Below are 18,982 nucleotides of genomic sequence, written 5' to 3' on the forward strand. Positions count from 1 at the left end.
GGGATGATCCTGTCCATGACGGCGGAACTCACGGAGGTGCTCTGGAAGGCCGCCGGAAAGCTGCGCGGATCGGTGGACGCGGCCCAGTACAAGGACTTCGTCCTCGGGCTGGTATTCCTCAAGTACGTGTCCGACTCGGCGGATTCCGGGGCTTTCCGGGTGCCGGACGGCGCGCGCTGGGCGGACGTCGCGGCGGGCGATCCGGACGCGGTCGGGGTGCGCGTCGACGCGGCCATGGACGCGGTGATGCGCGCCAATCCGTCGCTCGGCGGCGTCCTGCCGCTCATCTTCCGGGACGTCGACCAGCGGAGGCTCGGCGAACTGGTCGCCCTGATCGGCGCGGCCCGTTTCGGCGGGCGAACGGGTCGCGACATTCTCGGCGAGGTCTACGAATACTTCCTGGAGAAGTTCGCGCGGGCGGAGGGGAAACGCGGCGGCGAGTTCTACACCCCGCCGAGCGTCGTGAAGCTCCTGGTCGAAATCCTCCGGCCTTTCAAGGGGCGCGTCTACGACCCTTGCTGCGGGTCGGGCGGCATGTTCGTGCAGGCGGAGAAGTTCGTGCGGAGCCACCGGGGGCGGCTGGACGACATCGCCGTCCACGGGCAGGAGGCGAACGAGCGGACCTGGCGGCTGGCCAGGATGAACCTCGCCGTCCACGAGATCGCCGGTGACATCCGCCGGGCGGACGCCTTCCACGCCGACGCGCATCCGGGGCTCGAAGCCGATTTCGTCCTCGCCAATCCGCCGTTCAACATGGCGGACTGGTACCGCGACCCCGCCGACCCGCGCTGGAGCTTCGGCGTCCCCCCGGCCGGGAACGCCAATTTCGCGTGGATGCAGCACATCGTCGCGAAACTCGGCCCGCGCGGCGCGGCCGGGGTGGTCATGGCGAACGGGTCGATGTCGTCCCGGCAGTCGGCGGAGCGCCGGATCCGTGCGGCGATGGTGGACGCCGATCTGGTGTCGTGCATGGTCGCGCTGCCGGGGCAGCTTTTCCGCAGCACGCAGATCCCGGCGTGCCTGTGGTTCTTCGACAGGGACAAGCGCGTGCGCGACGAGGTCCTGTTCATCGACGCACGCGGCATGGGCACGATGGTGGACCGCACCGAACGAGTCCTCACCGACGCCGACATCGCCCGGATCGCCGGCGCCTACCATTCCTGGCGCGACCGCTCCCATTCGGACGTCCCGGGCTTCTGCCATTCCGCCGGGCTGGACGAGATCAGGGCCAACGACCACGTCCTCACCCCGGGCCGCTACGTCGGCGCCGCCGTCCCGCGCACCGCGGACGGCGAGCCCGTCGCCGACCGCATCGAGCGCCTCACCAAGGAACTCTTCGCGCAGTTGGACGAGTCGGAACGCCTCGACCAGGTCGTCCGCGACGAGCTGCGACGCCTCAATGGATAGCGGCGTCCTGGGGGAACTCGTCGCCTTCTCCACCGGGAAGGCGCGGCCGTCCGAGAAGGGCTCCGGATACAGCGTCTACGGAGCGAACGGCGTCATCGGAACATCGGACCGATTCAACGCCGATGCCGGTAGCACCGTCGTCGGGCGCGTCGGGTCGTATTGCGGAGCCGTCCATTACAGCCGCGACCCGTGCTGGGTCACCGACAACGCCATCATCGCCACCGCGAAGGACGGCGTGCACCCCCGCTACGTCTATTACCTGCTCACCAGGCTCGGCCTGAACCGGTACCGGATCGGGTCGGGTCAGCCGCTTCTCACGCAGGGCATCCTGAAACGGCTCGGCGTCCCGCGCCTGACGCGGGCGCAGCAGGACTCGGCGGTGTCCGTGCTCGGCGCGCTGGACGACAAGATCGCCGCGAACGAGCGGATCGCCGCCCTCGCGGACGGCCTGGTCCGCGCCCGCTTCGAGGAGGCGTCCGCCCTGGCCGCCGGCTCGGTCCGGATCGGCGAACTCGGCTCACCGGTGCGGTCGAACGTCCCCGCCGAGCGGATTGGCCACGACGAGAACTACATCGCGCTGGAGCACATGCCGAGGCGCCGCATGTGGCTCTCCGCCTGGGGAACGGCCGCCGGGATCAGCAGCGGGAAACGGCGGTTCGCCGCCGGGGACGTGCTCTTCGGGAAACTGCGTCCCCATTTCCACAAGGTCGGCCTCGCCTTCGTGGACGGCGTCGCGTCCACCGACATCCTCGTCGTCCGGCCGAAGGACGAGGCGCGGCGCGGCTGGCTGCTCGCCGCGCTGTCGAGCGATGAGGTCGTGGCGCACGCCACGGCGATCGGGGACGGCACCCGGATGCCGCGCGCGAAATGGTCCGACCTCGCCGCGTTCGAGGTCCCCTGGCCGGGCGACGACCGCGCGCGCGAGTTCCACGAGTTCGTCCGGCCGCTCGCCCGGCGGGTCGAGGCCGCGACGTCCGAGAGCGCGACCCTCGCGAAACTCCGCGACACCCTCCTTCCCGCCCTGATCCCCTGAACACGGCATCATCGGGGCGTGGACTACCTGCTGAGCAACCGCCAGATCGAGGCCGGGGAACGGTTCGAGGCGATCGCCGAACTGTTCGACGCATGGACGTTCCGCCATTTCGACGACATCGGCCTCACCACCGGCGGGCGCTGCTGGGAGGTCGGCGCGGGCGGGCCGACCGTCCCGACCTGGCTGGCCCGGCGGGTCGGCCCGGACGGGCGCGTCCTCGCCACCGACATCGACGTGACCTGGCTGCCCGCCGACCCGCCGTTCGAGGTCGCGCGGCACGACCTCGTCCGAGACGACCCGCCCGCCGGGCCCTTCGACGTCGTCCACGCCCGGCTCGTGCTCGTCCACCTGGCCGACCGCGACCGGGCGCTGCGGACGATGGCCGACAGCCTGCGCCCCGGCGGTGTGCTGCTGGTCGAGGACGCCGACCCCGCGCTGCAACCGCTCGCCTGCCCCGACGAGCACGGTCCCGACGAGCGGCTCGCCAACCACGTCCGGCGCGGCTTCCGCGCGCTGCTCGCCGAGCGCGGCGCGGACCTCGCCTACGGGCGCCGCCTCCCCCGGCTGCTCCGTGAGGCGGGCCTGGCGGACGTCCGCGCCGACGCGTTCTCCCCGATCGCGTCGCCCGCGTGCGGCGTGCTGGAGGCGGCGACGATCCGGCAGGTCCGCGACAAGCTCGTCGCGGGCGGCCGGGTCACCGCCGACGAGATCGACCGCCTCCTGGAGGTCATCGCCGCCGGCCGTATCGACCTGACCCTCGCCCCGCTGATCTCGGCGTGGGGCGTGAAACCCGGGTGACCACCCGGCGCACGCCTCCGACCTGCGCGAACACCCGTCCCAGCGGACGGACGGGTGACACCGCCGCCCATGATTCAGTGAAACAGCCCGAGAAATCGCAATTCCTCTATTTTTCCCTGGGGCAGACGACGGATTCCAGCAATTCTGGTCCGACGTCCGACGGAAATCGCCGAACGCCTCGCCGCGGCCTCTATTGACACGTTCCAGAACGGCCCCTCCCCACCGAAATGGTGGGATTCTCAACGCACCGGGTGAACAGCCGATGCCTTTACGTCACGGATCTTGGACGCACGGTGACGGTTCGCAGGATGCGGCAAGGCCCTTGCATGCGCGCAAGTGTCGGTGACTCTCCTGCGCGCCGTGCGTCAGAGTGTGTGTTGTTTTCCTTCCACGTCCGAATTCGACTTGGCCGAAGAGCACATGTTCGCTTACAGCCCGACACGGAGACGTGAAGCCGACGCCGCCATGAACGCATCTGACGCGTGGTCCGGAACACCCGTCCTGGTCCCGGCCCCCGCCCCTTCGCTGGAGCTAGGGATCCCGTCGCCCTGGAACAACGGAAAGTCGTGCGGGCGGCTGATCGGCGAGATCGACCTCGCCGCGACGCCCGCCGCCGTGCGACTGGCCCGCTCCTACGTCCGCGAGCTCGTCGGCCAGCACTTCGGAGCCGACCGGTCCGAGCTCGGCGACCTCGAACTGCTGACCAGTGAGTCGATGACCAACTCGGTGCTGCACGCGCGGCCGCGCCGGGACGGCACGATCACGCTGTCCGTCCTGCACATCGACCGGTACGTCCGCGTCGAGGTGACGGACGGCGGCGCCGCCCCCGGGCAGCCGCGCGGGGCGGAGGAGCCGCTGCCCGTGCACGGGCGCGGGCTCGTCCTGATGAAAGCGCTCGCCACCGACTTCGGCACCCACCGCGGCAGGAACGGAACGGCGACGTTCTGGTTCGGCGTGGGCGTCCGGGACGGCTGGCGGCTGCCGTGACGGCCCGACCGGCGCCGGGACCGTCCCGGGCGGACGCCCCCTGGTCAGGGGACGCGCGCCCGCGGACGGCGCCACGCGCCGGTCGCGGCCGAAGCGGGGGACACTCCCCATCCGGCCCGTCCGCGGAGATCTGGCGTCCGGGGACGGCCGGGGACGGCGAGTGTTCACGTGAGACGGCGCCCGAGCGCGGGCCGGATCGTCCAGGCGAACAGGGGCTTCCTGGACGACGCCGCCGCCCGCGACCCCGCCGGGCCGCCCTCTCTCCGTCCCGCTCTCCCGTCCGACTCCCCGGGTGACCCCGAAATGCTCACGTTGATCGATGACGGGACGGAAACTTCCGTCCGCCGCGTGCCCGTGGCGCCCGGCCCTTCGCTACGATCGAAGGGTCGACAACTGCCACATCTAGGGCGAGCGATGACCGAGGACGGCGAGCCGAAGTCTCTCTCCGAAATCACCAGGGACATGGGTCTCAACATGTCCGACGTGGCGGCCTTCTCCGGCCTGGACGAGAGCACCGTGTTCCGCCTGTGGGACAACGTCGAATGGCTCGACCGGGTCAGCGGACGATCACTGCAGAGCCTGATGTCGTCCATCCCGGGAATCGCCGAGTATTCGGTCTCCCACTCCATCCGGAAAAGGCGCGACGAACTCGTCGGCGACCTGCGGAAGGAAGGGCTTTCGGTCGACCTGAACGCCCTGGAGAACTCGCCCCTACCGCAGCAGCTCATGCTGAACGCGCTCGAGGCGGCGCTGCACATCGTCCGCGGGCAGGCGACGCAGAAGACGTCGTCGTTCATCGCCCGGTTCTGGGGCAGCGAGCAGGACCGCGCCCTTGAGACGCTCTACTCCGCCGAGCCCGGCCGCGGGATCCTGCGCGACCCGCAGGCCCTTCACGACTCGTCCATCGACCTGGCGCCGCGGCTCACCCGCAAGGCGTACTCGCTCCATTCCATCCTGGCGCTCAACGTCATCACGCACCAGGTCAGCAAGGTGACCGGAGCGCTGGACGCCGACCTCGGCCTGGACGGCGCCGGGCGCGGCAACGCCTTCACCATGCGCGGCGTCGTGATGGGCCAGCTCATCAGCGGCAACGACTTCGAGCTGGCCGAGAAGTACCGCCGGGAACTCGACACGACGCCGCTGTACGCGGCCGTCGAGGAATGGGCCTTCCCGACCTACAGCAAAGACGGCCGCGTCAGCAGCGACTTCACACTCCCGAGCTCCCTGTCGCTGCGCAACACCGCCGTCGAGATTCTGCGCGAGATCGTGGCCTACAACGACGCCTACCTCTACTACCTGGTGTCGACGTACATCCCGCTCGCGATGAAACGCGACCCCGCCTTCGGCGGCAAGCTCGCCGAGCTGATCCAGGCACTGGAACTGCGCGGGGCCGATTGCAAGGACAAACGAACGAGACAGACCTGCAACACGCTGGTTCGGCGGCTCAAGGGCATCGCCTGAACCGGCACGTGGGGAATGGGGAGCCGGTGGAGGACACGGCGCAGGCCATCGCGATACAGACGCAGGAGAGATGGGAGGCCAACGCGGACTACTGGGTCAAGGTCATCAGGGAGCGCCGCGACCGGTACCGGACCGAGCTGACCGACGCCGCCATGCTCGACGCCATCGGGCCCTGCGAGGGGCTGCGCGTCCTCGACGCGGGCTGCGGCGAGGGCTACCTCTCCCGGGCGCTCACCGGGCTCGGCGCGGATGTCGACGGCGTCGACGCCTGCCAGAGCCTGATCGACGCGGCGTCCGACCATCCGTCGCCGGAGGGCAAGGCGCGGTTCGCCCGCGCCACCGTCGACGACCTGCCCTTCGCGGACGGGACGTTCGACCTGGTCGTCTGCAACCACCTGTTCAGCCACCTGCCGGACCCGACGGACGCGCTGCGCGAGATCGGCCGGGTCCTGAAGAGCGGCGGGCGGCTCATCCTGCTGACCCTGCACCCGTGCTTCTACGTGGAGCACTCCGAGCGGGGGGCGGCGCAGAGCGTCCCCGCGGCGCAGTACTTCTCGTCGCGCGGGATCGACCAGCGGTTCCTGGTGGACGGCCTGGAGTCGCCGGCGGAGGTCACGTCCTGGCTCCGGCCACTGGAGTTCTACGCTGGAACGCTCCGAGACACCGGTTTCGTCATCGCCGACCTCCGCGAGCCGCATCCCTCCGAAGGGATGATGCGCGAGGACCCGTGGTGGCGCGAGGGCTTCCCGACCGCGATGTTCATGCTGCTCATCGCGGAACGCAGGTAGGCGCCCACGTAGAGTCGCCCGCATGGACGACCGATCCGACGACTTTTCGGAGAGCGACGGTTCCAGCGGCGGCCTGTCCGGGCACCCGGACAGGCTCCGCTGGAACGCCAAGTACGGTGACGCGCCCGCGATGTCGCCGCCGCATCCGCTGGCGGAGCGGGCGCTCGCTCTGGCGCTGCCGGACGGCGAGGTGCTCGACATCGCGTCCGGGCCGTCCGGCAGCGCCGTGTACGCCGCCGCGCGCGGGCGGCGCGTCACGGCCGTGGACGTCTCCGAGGTCGCCCTGGAGCGCCTCGGGGCGGAGGCGCGGCGGCGCGGGCTCGATTCGCTGATCACGCTCGTCCAGGCCGACCTCGCCCGCTGGCGCCCGCGTCCCGAGACCTACGCGCTAGTCCTGTGCACCGGCTTCTGGGACCGCGCCGTCTTTCTTCACGCGGCCCAAGCCGTCGCGGCCGGCGGCGCGCTCGCCTGGGAGGCGTTCACCGAGGCCGCCCGCCGCGACCGCCCGCACCTACCGGCCGAATGGTGCCTGGCCCCGGGAGAACCCGCCTCCCTCTTGCCGGACGCCTTCACCGTCCTCCACGAAAGCGACGACAGCACCACCGCCAAACGCCGCCTCCTCGCCCGGAACCTCCCGGCGGCGGCATGACCGAGCAGCGCGGACTCCAGCGGCGGAATGCCCATCTCACCCACAAGGCGAACATGGGCGTCGGCCGGCACGGCTGGTTGCGGCTCACACCCGCCTATTCGGTTCGCCTGGTCAGGGACCGCGTACAGGAACTGCCACCCGACGCGGTGGTTTCAGACCCCTTTTCCGGCACGGGAACCACGACACTCGCCGCCGTCGAACACGGGTGCACCGGGCAGTCCCTGGACGTGAACCCGTTCCTGGTATGGCTCGGCAACGCGAAGGTCCGCCACTACTCCGAGGATGTGCTCGCCGCCGCGGCCGACGCCCTGGCCGGTGTTCTCGCGGACTTCAACGATGCGGCCGCCGCTGCCGACGGTCTGTGGGAGCCGAGGCTGCACAAGATCGAACGCTGGTGGCCGGAACGGACGCTGGCCGGTCTCAAGGCCCTCCGCCACGCGCTCGACCTCATGGAGATCCCCCAGGAAGGACGCGACCTTCTGGACCTGGCCTTCTGCCGGACGGTGATCGGCACGAGCAACGCGGCCTTCAACCACCAGAGCATGTCCTTCAAGAAGGTCGACGAGTCCGAGGCACTGCTCGCCGCGGACCGCGCCCCTGAAACGGCCCTGTACTTCCGAAAAGAGGCCCGCGACATCCTCGCCGGCGCGGCGGTCGGCCTGCCGGGCTCCGGAACCGTGATCCTCAGCGACTCACGCGCCATGGAATCCCCGGAGTCACTGAAGCCGTGCGACCTACTGCTCACCTCTCCCCCTTACGTGAATCGCATGTCCTACATCCGCGAACTCCGCCCCTACATGTACTGGCTGAGATTCCTCGACCAGGCCAGCGACGCCGGAGAGCTGGACTGGAAGGCGATCGGCGGGACGTGGGGCATCGCCACCTCCCGCCTCAACGACTGGTCGCCCGACGCCGGCTCACTGCCGATCGACGGCGAGCTGAAAGAAGTGCGCGCCCTGATCGAAAGGGACGGCGGCAAGAACGGCCCCCTGCTCAGCGCCTACGTCGCCAAGTACTTCCACGACATGCGCTCGCATTTCGAGGTCGCGTTCAAGCACATCAAGAACGGCGGCCGGGCGTCCTACATCGTCGGGAACTCCACCTTCTACGGCCACCTGGTCCCAGCCGAGCAGTGGTACGCCACGATGATGCGCGAAGTGGGCTTCACCGACGTCAAGGTCACCACGATCCGAAAGCGGAACAGCAACAAGGCGCTCTACGAGTACGACGTGACCGGAAGACGCCCGTAGCAAAGCCGGTGAAGGTCCGCGGGACCGGGAGCCACGGCGGGCGGTCGCGGCGCAGGGTCATCCTCGTACGGCGGCTCGCCGCGAAACTTTACCTTCCGTCCGCGATGGCCACCCCCGGCAGGACCGTCACAACGTTCCACTGGCCTTCGCGTGGCGGGTTTCATCGAATTGACGTTCCGCGCCGCGTGGCGCATTATCCCTGCCTGTCACCGCGCGCGGGCGCGCGGGCGTGAGAGAGGGCGCCGACAGCGGTATCGTGTCGGCTCCGCGTGCCGGTAGATTGCGGGTCGGCCTCCTTTGCACGGTTTTCACGCTGGGCTTAGACCGGCCCTGGCAGGGTGGCACTTTCCTGATGTCGTCGAACCCGGAGCGAGTGAGGAACCATGTCCGAGGATGACAAGCCCGGGGGCAAGCCGGCGATCAAGGCGAAGTCGGCGATACCGAACGCCAAGAGCATCCGCAGCCCGCAGTTCACGCCGCACGGCATCAGCGCCGGGCGCGGCAGCGGGCTGAACCGTCCGTCGGGGCTCACCGCCAAGCAGGCCCGGAAGCGGCGGATCGCCGTGATCGCCGGGCTGGTCGCCGTCGCGGTGGCGATCGCCGGTGTCGTCGTCTGGTGGGTCAACCGCCCCGGTCCCAAGATCGAGGTGACCGGGAAGTTCGCGTCCGAGCCGAAGGTCAAGATCCCGACCGACCTGTCTCCCGAGGGCGGTCGCAAGGTCACCGCGCCCATCGCGGGCGACGGGACTCCCATCGCGGAGGGCGACACCCTTTACGTCAAGTACGTCTTCTATCAGTGGTCCAAGGACAAGGACGAGGACGACAGCTCCAAGAAGAGCAAGAGCAAGCAGCTCGGGTCGTCCTACAAGCAGGAGGCGCAGGGCCAGGGGACGCAGCCGCTCACCGTCGGCAAGAGCGGCATCAAGGGCTTCGACCAGGGGATGATCGGCCAGAAGTCCGGCAGCCGGGTGGTGCTGCAGATCCCGCCGTCGCAGGGCTTCGGCGAGCAGGGCGCGCAGCTCGGGCTGACCAAGACCGACTGGGTGGTGTTCGTGGTGGACGTCCAGGCGGTCGTCCACAAGAACCCCGGCCCGCAGGGGACGGCGAAGCCGCTCGACGACAAGAGCCTGCCGAAGGTCGAGGACAAGGGCGCCGGCAAGGCCCCGAAGGTGACGGTGCCCGACAAGAAGGCCCCGGACAAGCTCCAGATCAAGACCCTCGTCGAGGGGACGGGCCCGGCGCTCGCCAAGGGCGACGAGGCGATCGTCAACTACCAGGGCACGATCTGGGACACCGGCAAGGAGTTCGACTCCAGCTTCAAGGCGGGCGGCTCCCCCGCCAAGTTCCCGATCGGCACCGGGGGCACCATCCCCGGCTTCGACAAGGGCCTGACGGGCGCGAAGGTCGGCAGCCGGGTGCTGCTCGTCGTCCCGCCCGCGGACGGCTACGGCAAGAAGGGCAGCCCGCCCGCGATCAAGGGCACCGACACCCTCGTCTTCGTGGTGGACATTCTCGCCAAGCTCAAGAAGTGAGCCGTGCTCAAGAGGTGAGCCGTACGGCCGGGCGGTGACGCGAGACCGCCACGCGGCCACAGGAGCGGCGGGGACCCGGCGGGTCCCCGCCGTTCGGCGTTCCCGGGGAATCCGGCGATGCGACGTCCGTCACGACAACCGGGACGGCGCATTGCCCGTCCTCCTAATGGGAGGCCATGGGAGTGTTCATGGGCGGCTCATCCCACTGATCCCCTCAGGTATCGTCGGTCACGCATTAATCACGGGGGGCTTGTGAGCAACGGAGAAAAGGGTGCGGAGGGCACGGAGCACACCGCTCCCGCCCAAACCGGCCGACCGGGCGCCGAGGCCGCGCCGCAGGTCGGACGGGACGGCGGCCCGCCCGCCACGCTGACCGCGCCCACCGAAGAAACCGCCCAAGACCCGGAATTCCCGGACCGGGCCGACATATCTCGGAACGACGACAAGAGCCCCACGGAGGACGCCTCCGCCGGGGTCGGCGGCGATTCCGCCGAGGCCGATGCGGACGGCGATGTGGACGGCCATAACGCCGCCCACGAAGGCCCCCGCGCGGGCCGAGCGTCCGGCGGCGAGGGCGCCGCGCGTGTCGAGACGTCCCCGAACGGAGATACCAGGATCATGTCTTCCGCCTCGTCCACCCCAGGAGAACCGCCCGGGCACGGCCCGGGCGGCGGACGAGGCGGCCCGGAAGGCCCCGGAGGCCCGGGCGGCAAGGGGCCGCGCAAGCCCCGCAAGCCGCGCAGCCGCAAGCGCCGGTTCCTCCGCCGGACGCTGTTCACCCTGCTCGGCCTCCTCGCCTTCTTCGTCGGCGCGTTCGCGATCGCGTACCTGCTCACGCCCGTCCCGTCGCCGCAGGAGCAGGCGGTCGCGCAGGGCCCGACGTTCTACTACTCCGACGGCAAGACGCAGATCGCGAAGACCGGCGTCAACCGCGAGTCGGTCAAGCTCGACAAGATCCCGAAGAGCACCCGCGACGCGGTGATCGCCGCGGAGAACCGCAGCTTCTACGACGACCCCGGCGTGTCGGTCTCGGGCACCTCGCGGGCGCTCTGGTCGACGGTGACGGGCTCCCAGCTCCAGGGCGGGTCGACGATCACGCAGCAGATGGTCCGCAACTACTACGGCGGCATCGGCAAGGAGCGGTCGGTCACCCGCAAGCTCAAGGAGATCATGGTCTCCCTGAAGGTCGGCCGCGAGAAGAACAAGGACTGGATCCTCGAGCAGTACCTCAACACCATCTACTTCGGCCGCGACGCCTACGGCGTCCAGGCCGCGGCGAAGGCGTACTACAACAAGGACGTCTCCGAGCTGACCCCGGCCGAGGGCGCCTACCTCGCCGCCGCGATCCAGCAGCCGAGCAACTTCGCAGACCCGACCGGGGCGCGCCGCGGGTACGCCGAGCAGCGCTGGCACTCGGTCCTCGGCAACATGGTCAGGGACGGCGTGCTGACCCCCGCCCAGTCCGCCTCGCTGGCGTTCCCGGCGCCGCGTAAGGAACGGCTCACCGACGTCCTCAAGGGCCAGAAGGGCTACATGGTCAACGTGGCCAAGAAGGAGCTGGTCGAGCGGCGCGGCTACAGCGAGGACGAGATCAACCGCAGCGGCCTCAAGATCACCACGACGTTCGACCGGCGGCTGATGGACGCGCTGAAGCAGGCCGTGGCGCAGAACGCGCCGAGCGGGATGAACAAGAAGATCCGGACGGGCGCGGTGTCGGTCGACCCGGCCACCGGGCAGGTCCTCGCGTTCTACGGCGGCCGCGGCTACCTGGACGAGGCGCTGAGCAGCGCGTTCGGCGACTGGGCGCAGGCCGGCTCGGGGTTCAAGCCGATCGCGCTGGCCGCCGCGCTGGAGGACGGCAAGTCCCTCAGCACGTCCTACGACGGCAGTTCGCCGCAGTACTTCAACGGCACCCGCATCGAGAACGACAGCGGCGAGAACTTCGGGACGATCAACCTCGTCACGGCGACCGAGCACTCCGTCAACACCGCCTACGTGAACCTCGGCCGCGACGTCGGCAACGAGAAGATCGCCGAGATGGCGGAGAAGATGGGCATCCCGGCGGCGCAGATGAACGCGGCGCAGCGGTCCGCGGCGACGTTCCCGCTCGGGGTCGTGTCGCTGCATCCCGTCCAGCAGGCGGGGGTCTACGCGACGTTCGCGGCCGAGGGCGTGCACCGGACGCCGTTCGTGGTGAAGTCCGTCACGGAGGACGGCGGTCACAAGCGCACGTTCAGCGAGAAGGGCAAGCGGGCCCTGAGCGAGCAGAACGCGCGGGACGCGACGTACGCGATGCAGCAGGTCGTCCAGGGCGGCACCGGGACGGGCGCGCAGCTCCCCGACGGCCGCGACGTCGCGGGCAAGACCGGTACGACCGACCAGGGACGCGCGATCTGGTTCAACGGCTACATCCCGCAGATGGCGACGTCGGTGGCGATGTTCCGCAGCGACGGCAAGCCCCTCCAGATCCCCGGCTTCGGCGCGTACGGCGGGCAGCTCCCCGCGCAGATCTGGCGGTCGTACATGAGCGAGGCGGTCAACATCAAGGGCTACGACCCCGAGTCGTTCGGGTCGCCGTCGATGCGGCCGGGCGGCGGCTGGAGCAACCCGCCCGACTCGACCGGCCCCGGCGGGACGGACGAGCCGCCCTCGACCGGGCCGGAGGAGCCGCCGCCCTCCAACGGGACGGAGGGCCCCGACCTCCCGACCCCGCCCACCGACCTGCCGACGCTGCTGCCCACGCCGCCCGGCGGGGGCGGCGGTGACGACGGCGGAGGCGGCGGGCCGACCGACGGTCCGGGCGACGGCGGGGGCGGAGGCCGTCCCGCCACGCACGACTAGCCCTGTTCCGGGTTCCGGGGCCCCGGCCGGGTCAGTCGCAGGCTTTGCCGATCGTGGCCGGGGTCTCCTTCAGCACGGTGTCGAGCTGCGCGACGTCGCCGCCGCCGACGGCCGGGGCGGCGGCGCGGAGCCGGTCCGCCTCGGCCTTCAGGGCCTTGCGCAGGTCGCTGTCGCCGGTCTCCTTCGCGAGGGCGTCGAGGCGCCCGGCGAGCTTCTCCGTCGCCTGCCGCCACTGCGCGGGCTCCGCCGCGGGGACGCTCCGCACCTGCGTGATGTACTGCTGGAACGCCTGCCTGGTGTCGTCGCACACCTTGCCGGAGTCGCCGCCCAGCGCGCCGCACCCGCCCAGCAGGCCGGCCGCGCCCAGCGCGGCGACGCCCGCCGCCAGCGCCCGAACAACCCCGTACCGCATCGCACCCTCCAGCTCGGTCCCCGCCCGGCCATCTTTGATCCCCGACCAGACCCGCATATAATTCCGCATTAGGTCATGAGCGCCAGCGTCAAGCCCCGGCTTGCTGGCCGGCAACCCTTCGTCCGCGATGGGGTGCCCCGGGTGAGGACCCGGCCGGACGCGGTTCCGCGGCCCGGCAAGCGCGGACCCTGGCCACTCCCCGGGGTCCCTGACCCGGAAGGCTCCGGTGTGTCCACGCTGCTCGCCCCCTCCCCCATCACTCCTGCTGTGACGCGCGCCGAAGGGGGCCGGGTTCGCCCGCTCCCCCGGATCATCGGCGCGGACGTCCCCGTCCCCGTGAAGGGCGGCGGACACGTCCCCTACGCCAACCTCGACTACGCGGCGAGCGCGCCCTGCCTGGAGGCGGCGCACGAGGCCGTCGCCCGCGCGCTGCCGTACTACAGCAGCGTCCACCGCGGCGCCGGGTACGCGTCGCAGGTGACGACGCGGGCGTACGAGGAGGCGCGGGACGCCGTCCGGTCGTTCCTCGGCGCGTGGCGGCGCTCGGCGGTCGTGTTCACGCGCAACACGACGGACGCGATGAACCTGCTGGCGCACGCCGTCCCGCGCGGGACGAGCGTCGTCGTCTTCGAGACCGAGCACCACGCCTCCCTGCTGCCGTGGCGGCGGGCCGTGCGGCTGCCCGCGCCCGCGACCCCGGCCGAGGCGATCTCCGCCGCCGACCGGGCGCTGCGCGAGTCGCCGATCGGGTCGCGGCTGCTCGTCGTCACCGCCGCGTCCAACGTCACCGGCGAGCTGTGGCCGGTCGAGGAGCTGGCGAAGGTCGCGCACCGCAACGGCGCGCGGATCGCGGTGGACGCGGCGCAGCTCGTCCCGCACCGGCCGCTGGACATGACGGCGCTCGGCCTCGACTACGTCGCGTTCTCCGGGCACAAGCTGTACGCGCCGTTCGGCACGGGCGTGCTCGCCGGGCGCGCGGACTGGCTGCGCGCCGCCGAGCCGTACCTGAAGGGCGGCGGCGCCAGCGCGTCCGTCGGCCGGACGACCCGCTGGGCCGCGTCCGCCGAGCAGCGGCACGAGGCGGGCTCCCCGAACGTGCTGGGCGCGATCGCGCTCGCCGCCGCCTGCGCGACGCTGAGCGGATCGTGGGACGCGGTCCGCGCCCGCGAGGAGTCGCTCCTCGGACGGCTCCGCGCGGGGCTCGCGGAGCTGCCGTCCGTCCGGGAGCTGACGCTGTGGGGCGACCGCGCGCCGCGCGTCGGGATCGTGTCGTTCATCGTGGACGGCTGGAACGCGTCGGACGTGGCGCTTACGCTGTCCGAGGAGTACGGCGTCGGCGTCCGGGACGGGAGGTTCTGCGCCCACCCCCTCGTCCGGCACCTGCTGGACGGGGACGGGCGGGGAGACCGGGCGGGGTGCTCGGCAGGGGGCCGGGACACCGCCGTCCGCGCCAGCCTCGGCATCGGCACGAGCGAGGAGCACGTCGATCGGCTCCTCGCCGCCCTCGCCGGACTGACGGGACGCTGACCAGCGCGCTCACCCGTACTGTCAGGTGATGGTGCGCTTTGGTGCTGTTCGCCCATGTAGCGTAGGCAGACGCGCGGGGACGAGCACGGAGGAAACAGGGGGTGGCGACCGTGGCCGACGCGTGGCGTCCCACGTCGGAACTGGAGCGCCGGCTCCAGGAGACCGTCCGGGCCGGGGACCAGGAGAGCTATTTCCGCCTCCTCGCGGACAGCGAGCTCGTCGTCCCCGTGCCCCCCGACATCGCGGAGGGGATGCTCGCGGGCGAGGCGCAGCCGTCCTGGCCGACCCAGGAGGAGGACGGCCGCGTCCACGTGCTCGCGTACACGTCGGCGTCGGCGATGCGCGCCTGCCTCGGGCCGTCCTACCGGCACTTCGTGACCGTCCGGTTCGGCGACATCGCTGAGACGTGGCCGGACGACCGCTGGTGGCTCGCCGTCGACGCGCCCGCCCGCGGCGCCACGGCGGCGCTGCCGATCGAGTCGCGGCTGCCCGCCTGGTTCGTCCGGCAGGTCGCGGCCGGCGACGGCCGCCCGCCGCAGGTCGGCCGCGCGTCCCCGCCCTGGGAGGAGCTGCGCGGCCAGCACCGCGGGCTCCCCCGCGAACCGGCCGCCGCACCCGCCGCACCCGCCGCCGAGCCCGGACCTGTTGTCGAGCCCGCACCCGAGCCCGCGCCCGAGGCGGCGTCCGAGCCGACGCTCGGGCAGGCTCCCGAGCCGGGGCCCCTGCCCGAGCAGGTGCCGGATCCGGTCGCCGAGCAGGCCGACGCGGCGCGGGGCGGAACGGCGCGGGCGGAGTTCCAGCCCGCCAACGACGTGGAGCGCGAGCTGCTCCGCGCCGCCGCCAACAACGACCACGACCTCTTCCTGCAGACGCTCGCGGCGACGGACGTGCTGCTGCCCATCCCGGACGACATCGACTACGCGCTGCGTCCGGGCCGTCCTGGGTTCCCCTGGCAGACGCGGGAGGTGGACGGTTCGACCGTCGTCCCCGTCTTCACCTCGCCCGAGCGCCTCATCGAGGCCGCCCACGCCGCCGGGACCGGCACCGAGTACATCAGGCTGCCGTTCACCGTCGTCCTGCGCTACTGGCCCGACCACGGCTGGCTGCTCGCCATCAACTCCGGGTCGCCGGCGGGCGGCACGGTCCTCGCGCAGCAGTTGCCCGGCCTCGCCGCCTGGGCCGACCAGCGCGCCGCGCAGCGCATGACCGCGGACTTCGAGCCGCAGAACGACATCGAGCAACGCCTGTTCGACGCGGCGCGCCGCCGCGACACCGACGCCTTCTACTCGATCCTGCTCGGCGCGCAGGTGCTCGTCCCCGCCGACCCGGACACCCCGTGGGGCATCGACCCGGCCGATCCCGGGTTCCCGTGGCGGCCGGTGTCCGTGCACGGGCGGACGTCCATCCAGATCTTCACGTCGTTGAAGTGGATGAACGAGGCGATCGGCTCGTCCCGGTTCGTGATGCCGACGCTGGTCGACGTCGTCGCGGCGTGGCCGGAGACGGGGTGGAACCTCGTCCTCAACCCGGGGACGCCGATCGACGCGACCCTGCCGGGCGACCAGGTCCGCGCGCTGCGCGGCCCGGACACCCCGGCCGCGTCGCCCGCCGCCGCTCCGGCCGCCGCGACTCCGCCGCCCCCGGAGGCGCCCGCGGTCCCGGTGGCGCCCCCCGTTCCGGCGACCGCCGCACCGTCGTCCGCCCCGTCGCCCGCCGTCCCGGCCGAGCCGGAGGCGGCCGTGCCGAGCGCGCCCGCCGAGGAGCCCGCGGGGGACGCTCCCGATCCCACCGCGCCGCGAACGCCCGGACGGCACGCCGCCGCCGTCCCGGCCGCCGACCCGGGTGAGACGTCGCAGGACGTCCCCGAGCCGTCCGCGCTGCCGAACGTGCCCGAACCGCACGACGAGCGCATCGAGCCGCGGGACGCGGAGAGCCCGGCGCCCGCCGTCTCCGAGGAGACCGCCGCCGCGCGGGACGACGTCCGGCCGCCGCCCCCCGTCCCGGAGCCCGAGCCCGCGTTCGAGCCCGGAAACCGGATCGACCAGGAGTTGTACGAGGCGGCGTCCGGCGGCGACTCCGACGGGTTCCTGCGGGTGCTGCTCAACGCCAACGTGCTGGTGCCGATCCCGGACGACGCCCCCCTCGAAGTCACGCCGATCCAGCGCGACTTCCGCTGGGACGCGGCGCTGCGCACCGAGTCGGCGGTGCAGGTGTTCACCTCGCTGGTGCGGCTGCGCGAGGTGCTGCCGCAGTCGCGGTTCGTGTACGCCGACTTCCGCGAGCTGATCAGCGGCTGGCCCCGCGACGACTGGACGATGCTCCTCAACCCGGGCACACACATCGGCGCGTCCCTGCGCGGCGACCAGGTGAGGGAACTCAGCCAATGGGCGGCCCGCGTGGGCCTCGCCATCACCCACCCAGAGGTCCCGCCCCACCCCGAGTCCGCCGGACGATCCGAGGTCCCGCCCCACCTCGACACTCCGGCACGCCCGGAGAGCCCGGCTCACCCCGAGACCCCCGCCCGATCCGACGCTCTGGTCCGACCAGAGGCCCCCGGCCCCTCCGGAGTCCCGTCCCTCTCCGAACTCCCGGCGAATCCCGAGGTCCCGACCCGGGCCGACGCTCTGGCCCGGCCGGAGGCCGCCGAGCACCCCGGGGTCTCGGCCCGATCCGATCTACCGGCCCAGCCGGAGGTTCCGGCCCGGCCCGAACTTCCGGCCCGGTCCGAAATCCCGAGCCACTCCGAGGCTCCGAGCGGACCGGAGGTTTCGGGCGGCTCCGAAGTCCCGACGCGACCGGAGGTCACCGGCCGACCCGAGCCTTTGGCGCGTCCGGAAGCCTTGGGCTCAGCATCCGGCGCGCAGCCGGACGTCTCGTCTCCGCAGCCCGAGGTCCCGACCCGACCCGAGGTCCCAGGTGGGCCGGAGGTTTCGGGCCGCTCCGAAGTCCCGACACGACCGGAGATCCCTGGCCAGTCCGAAACCTTGGCGCGTCCAGACGCCTCGGGCTCGGTGGCGGGCGCGGAGCCGGACGTCTCGTCTCCGCAGGCTGAGGTCCCGACCCGACCCGAGGTTCCGGAGAGTCCGCCCGAGGTCCAGAGCCGACCCGAGGTTCCGGGTAGGCCGGAGGTGGGCGGGCGGTCCGAGGTCCCGGCGCAAGCGGCGGACCATGGCCTTCCCGGGGTTTCGAGCGAGCCGGTGGTTCCGGATCGGCCGGACGTCCACGACCGGTCCGAGGCTTTGGCGCGTCCTGAGGTTCCGGCTCCGGCGCTGCCCGAGCCCGAACCCGAGTTCGTGTCCGAGCCGGGGTTCGCGTCCCAGCGTGGGCACGTTCCCGAGCCGCACCCGGCGGCCGATCTCGACGACCGGGTCGCGTCCCCGACGATCATGCAGAAGGTCGTGCCGCACGGGCACGTCGCCTGGTACCTGGAGCAGGGCTACGACAGGGTGGGCGGGTTCGTCCACTCGACGAACGACGTCGGCGAGTTGCAGACGCCCGTCCAGTTGTACGAGGCGCTGGGGCTGCTCTACGAGGGGTCGCCGTTCTCGCCCGGCGACGAGGGCGTGTACGTGATCCGCTGGCCCGCGTACTGCCCCGACCTCTACCGGATCCCCTTCGGCGGACGGAACGAGGAGGAGATGGCGTCCTGGGGCGAGGCGGGCTGGGTCATCGAACGGCCGCCGTTCCTCGGCACGGGTTTCGCGCCGGGCAGCGCCGGGTCCATCCGCGAGTACAAGGTGGACAGCGTTCGGCTCCCCTACGGTGCGGAGATGTACTACCTCGCGGGCGACCGGACCGAGCGGTTCGTGGCCATGTACGACCCGGACCGGCTCGCCTGGCTGCGGCCGGACGCGAACGCCCAGTCGTGGAACGGACGGACGGAGGCCGCGGAGTGATCCGGGACGGCTACGTCGCGCGCTGGCTCGGCCGCGACTTCGAGGCGGCGCCCGGCGCGGACGGCGAGGTCAGGCTGTACGCGCCCGCGCCGACCGACGGCTTCGAGGAGATCCGCGCCGGACGGTTCCGGCGGATCGTCCCCGCGTCCGAGGTGGAGGAGCTGCGCTACGTCCGCACCACGTGCCGCTGGCGCGGTGAGCGGTTCGTCATCGTCGGTGAGCACGAGACCTGGTTGCGCGTCGAATTCGCGGGCGGACGCGCCACGGTCGCCGAGGGCCTCGGGCTCGACCGAGTCGACCTGGGAGTCTGGCAATCCTGGGCGCCGAGGTCAGAAGTCGAAGACGTCCGGGAAGAGATGATCTAATCCTGAACGGGGTTGATTTGGTCCATTGATCCGTGT

The 18,982-nt window shown here is 71.7% G+C and carries 14 protein-coding genes and 1 riboswitch; of the genes, 13 read left to right on the plus strand and 1 reads right to left on the minus strand.

Features of this window, described 5'->3' with window-relative positions; translation table 11 throughout:
• Nucleotides 1-15: 15 nt before the first annotated feature.
• The 10 genes from FXF68_RS01945 (at nt 16) to FXF68_RS01985 (ending at nt 12,746) form a co-directional block, all read left to right on the plus strand.
• The gene (locus tag FXF68_RS01945) at nt 16-1,407 is read left to right on the plus strand and encodes a type I restriction-modification system subunit M (RefSeq protein WP_246178184.1); all 1,392 of its coding nucleotides are present in this window, start codon (nt 16-18) and stop codon (nt 1,405-1,407) included.
• Nucleotides 1,400-2,440, plus strand: coding sequence for a restriction endonuclease subunit S (locus tag FXF68_RS01950; protein WP_148757130.1), 1,041 nt, complete (start codon nt 1,400-1,402; stop codon nt 2,438-2,440). Before FXF68_RS01945 ends, FXF68_RS01950 begins: the two co-directional genes overlap by 8 nt.
• Before the next feature lie 18 nt (nt 2,441-2,458).
• A complete protein-coding gene (locus tag FXF68_RS01955) occupies nt 2,459-3,238 on the plus strand; it encodes a methyltransferase domain-containing protein (RefSeq protein WP_148757132.1) in 780 nt (259 codons plus the stop codon).
• A 465-nt stretch (nt 3,239-3,703) separates the two neighbouring features.
• Nucleotides 3,704-4,225 carry an ATP-binding protein gene (locus FXF68_RS01960; RefSeq protein ID WP_067897937.1) on the plus strand — a complete coding sequence of 174 codons (522 nt, stop codon included), beginning with the start codon at nt 3,704-3,706 and terminating at the stop codon, nt 4,223-4,225.
• A 462-nt stretch (nt 4,226-4,687) separates the two neighbouring features.
• Nucleotides 4,688-5,686, plus strand: coding sequence for a hypothetical protein (locus FXF68_RS42010; protein ID WP_187437663.1), 999 nt, complete (start codon nt 4,688-4,690; stop codon nt 5,684-5,686).
• Between the two features lie 26 nt (nt 5,687-5,712).
• Entirely contained in the window at nt 5,713-6,474 is a 762-nt protein-coding gene (locus FXF68_RS01965) for a class I SAM-dependent methyltransferase (protein WP_187437664.1), read from the plus strand.
• Between the two features lie 22 nt (nt 6,475-6,496).
• Entirely contained in the window at nt 6,497-7,123 is a 627-nt protein-coding gene (locus tag FXF68_RS01970; protein ID WP_148757135.1) for an SAM-dependent methyltransferase, read from the plus strand.
• Entirely contained in the window at nt 7,120-8,373 is a 1,254-nt protein-coding gene (locus FXF68_RS01975; RefSeq protein ID WP_148757137.1) for a DNA methyltransferase, read from the plus strand. Before FXF68_RS01970 ends, FXF68_RS01975 begins: the two co-directional genes overlap by 4 nt.
• Nucleotides 8,374-8,756: 383 nt before the next feature.
• A complete protein-coding gene (locus FXF68_RS01980) occupies nt 8,757-9,905 on the plus strand; it encodes an FKBP-type peptidyl-prolyl cis-trans isomerase (RefSeq protein WP_148757139.1) in 1,149 nt (382 codons plus the stop codon).
• A gap of 252 nt (nt 9,906-10,157) precedes the next feature.
• Nucleotides 10,158-12,746, plus strand: coding sequence for a transglycosylase domain-containing protein (locus FXF68_RS01985; RefSeq protein WP_148757141.1), 2,589 nt, complete (start codon nt 10,158-10,160; stop codon nt 12,744-12,746).
• A gap of 31 nt (nt 12,747-12,777) precedes the next feature.
• Here the strand turns inward: FXF68_RS01985 and FXF68_RS01990 are convergent, their stop codons facing one another.
• Entirely contained in the window at nt 12,778-13,158 is a 381-nt protein-coding gene (locus FXF68_RS01990) for a hypothetical protein (protein ID WP_148757143.1), read from the minus strand.
• 71 nt (nt 13,159-13,229) lie between these two features.
• Nucleotides 13,230-13,346, plus strand: a riboswitch (SAM riboswitch).
• A 67-nt stretch (nt 13,347-13,413) separates the two neighbouring features.
• Here FXF68_RS01990 and FXF68_RS01995 point away from each other — a divergent pair.
• The 3 genes from FXF68_RS01995 (at nt 13,414) to FXF68_RS02005 (ending at nt 18,946) form a co-directional block, all read left to right on the plus strand.
• Nucleotides 13,414-14,685 carry an aminotransferase class V-fold PLP-dependent enzyme gene (locus FXF68_RS01995; RefSeq protein WP_246178414.1) on the plus strand — a complete coding sequence of 424 codons (1,272 nt, stop codon included), beginning with the start codon at nt 13,414-13,416 and terminating at the stop codon, nt 14,683-14,685.
• Nucleotides 14,686-14,786: 101 nt separating this feature from the next.
• The gene (locus FXF68_RS02000; RefSeq protein ID WP_148757145.1) at nt 14,787-18,581 is read left to right on the plus strand and encodes an SseB family protein; all 3,795 of its coding nucleotides are present in this window, start codon (nt 14,787-14,789) and stop codon (nt 18,579-18,581) included.
• A complete protein-coding gene (locus tag FXF68_RS02005) occupies nt 18,578-18,946 on the plus strand; it encodes a hypothetical protein (protein WP_067898136.1) in 369 nt (122 codons plus the stop codon). Before FXF68_RS02000 ends, FXF68_RS02005 begins: the two co-directional genes overlap by 4 nt.
• Nucleotides 18,947-18,982: the final 36 nt, after the last annotated feature.

Origin of the sequence: Actinomadura decatromicini, assembly GCF_008121305.1 — a bacterium.
In the GTDB taxonomy this organism is placed as follows: domain Bacteria; phylum Actinomycetota; class Actinomycetes; order Streptosporangiales; family Streptosporangiaceae; genus Spirillospora; species Spirillospora syzygii.

What these genes read in the sequence shown, in the direction of transcription:
- FXF68_RS42010 (WP_187437663.1), top strand. Translation starts at nt 4,688, where the DNA reads ATGGGTCTCAACATGTCCGACGTGGCGGCCTTCTCCGGCCTGGACGAG.
- FXF68_RS01970 (WP_148757135.1), top strand. Translation starts at nt 6,497, where the DNA reads ATGGACGACCGATCCGACGACTTTTCGGAGAGCGACGGTTCCAGCGGC.
- FXF68_RS01975 (WP_148757137.1), top strand. Translation starts at nt 7,120, where the DNA reads ATGACCGAGCAGCGCGGACTCCAGCGGCGGAATGCCCATCTCACCCAC.
- FXF68_RS01990 (WP_148757143.1), bottom strand. Translation starts at nt 13,158, where the DNA reads ATGCGGTACGGGGTTGTTCGGGCGCTGGCGGCGGGCGTCGCCGCGCTG.
- FXF68_RS01945 (WP_246178184.1), top strand. Translation starts at nt 16, where the DNA reads ATGACGGCGGAACTCACGGAGGTGCTCTGGAAGGCCGCCGGAAAGCTG.
- FXF68_RS01960 (WP_067897937.1), top strand. Translation starts at nt 3,704, where the DNA reads ATGAACGCATCTGACGCGTGGTCCGGAACACCCGTCCTGGTCCCGGCC.
- FXF68_RS01980 (WP_148757139.1), top strand. Translation starts at nt 8,757, where the DNA reads ATGTCCGAGGATGACAAGCCCGGGGGCAAGCCGGCGATCAAGGCGAAG.
- FXF68_RS01950 (WP_148757130.1), top strand. Translation starts at nt 1,400, where the DNA reads ATGGATAGCGGCGTCCTGGGGGAACTCGTCGCCTTCTCCACCGGGAAG.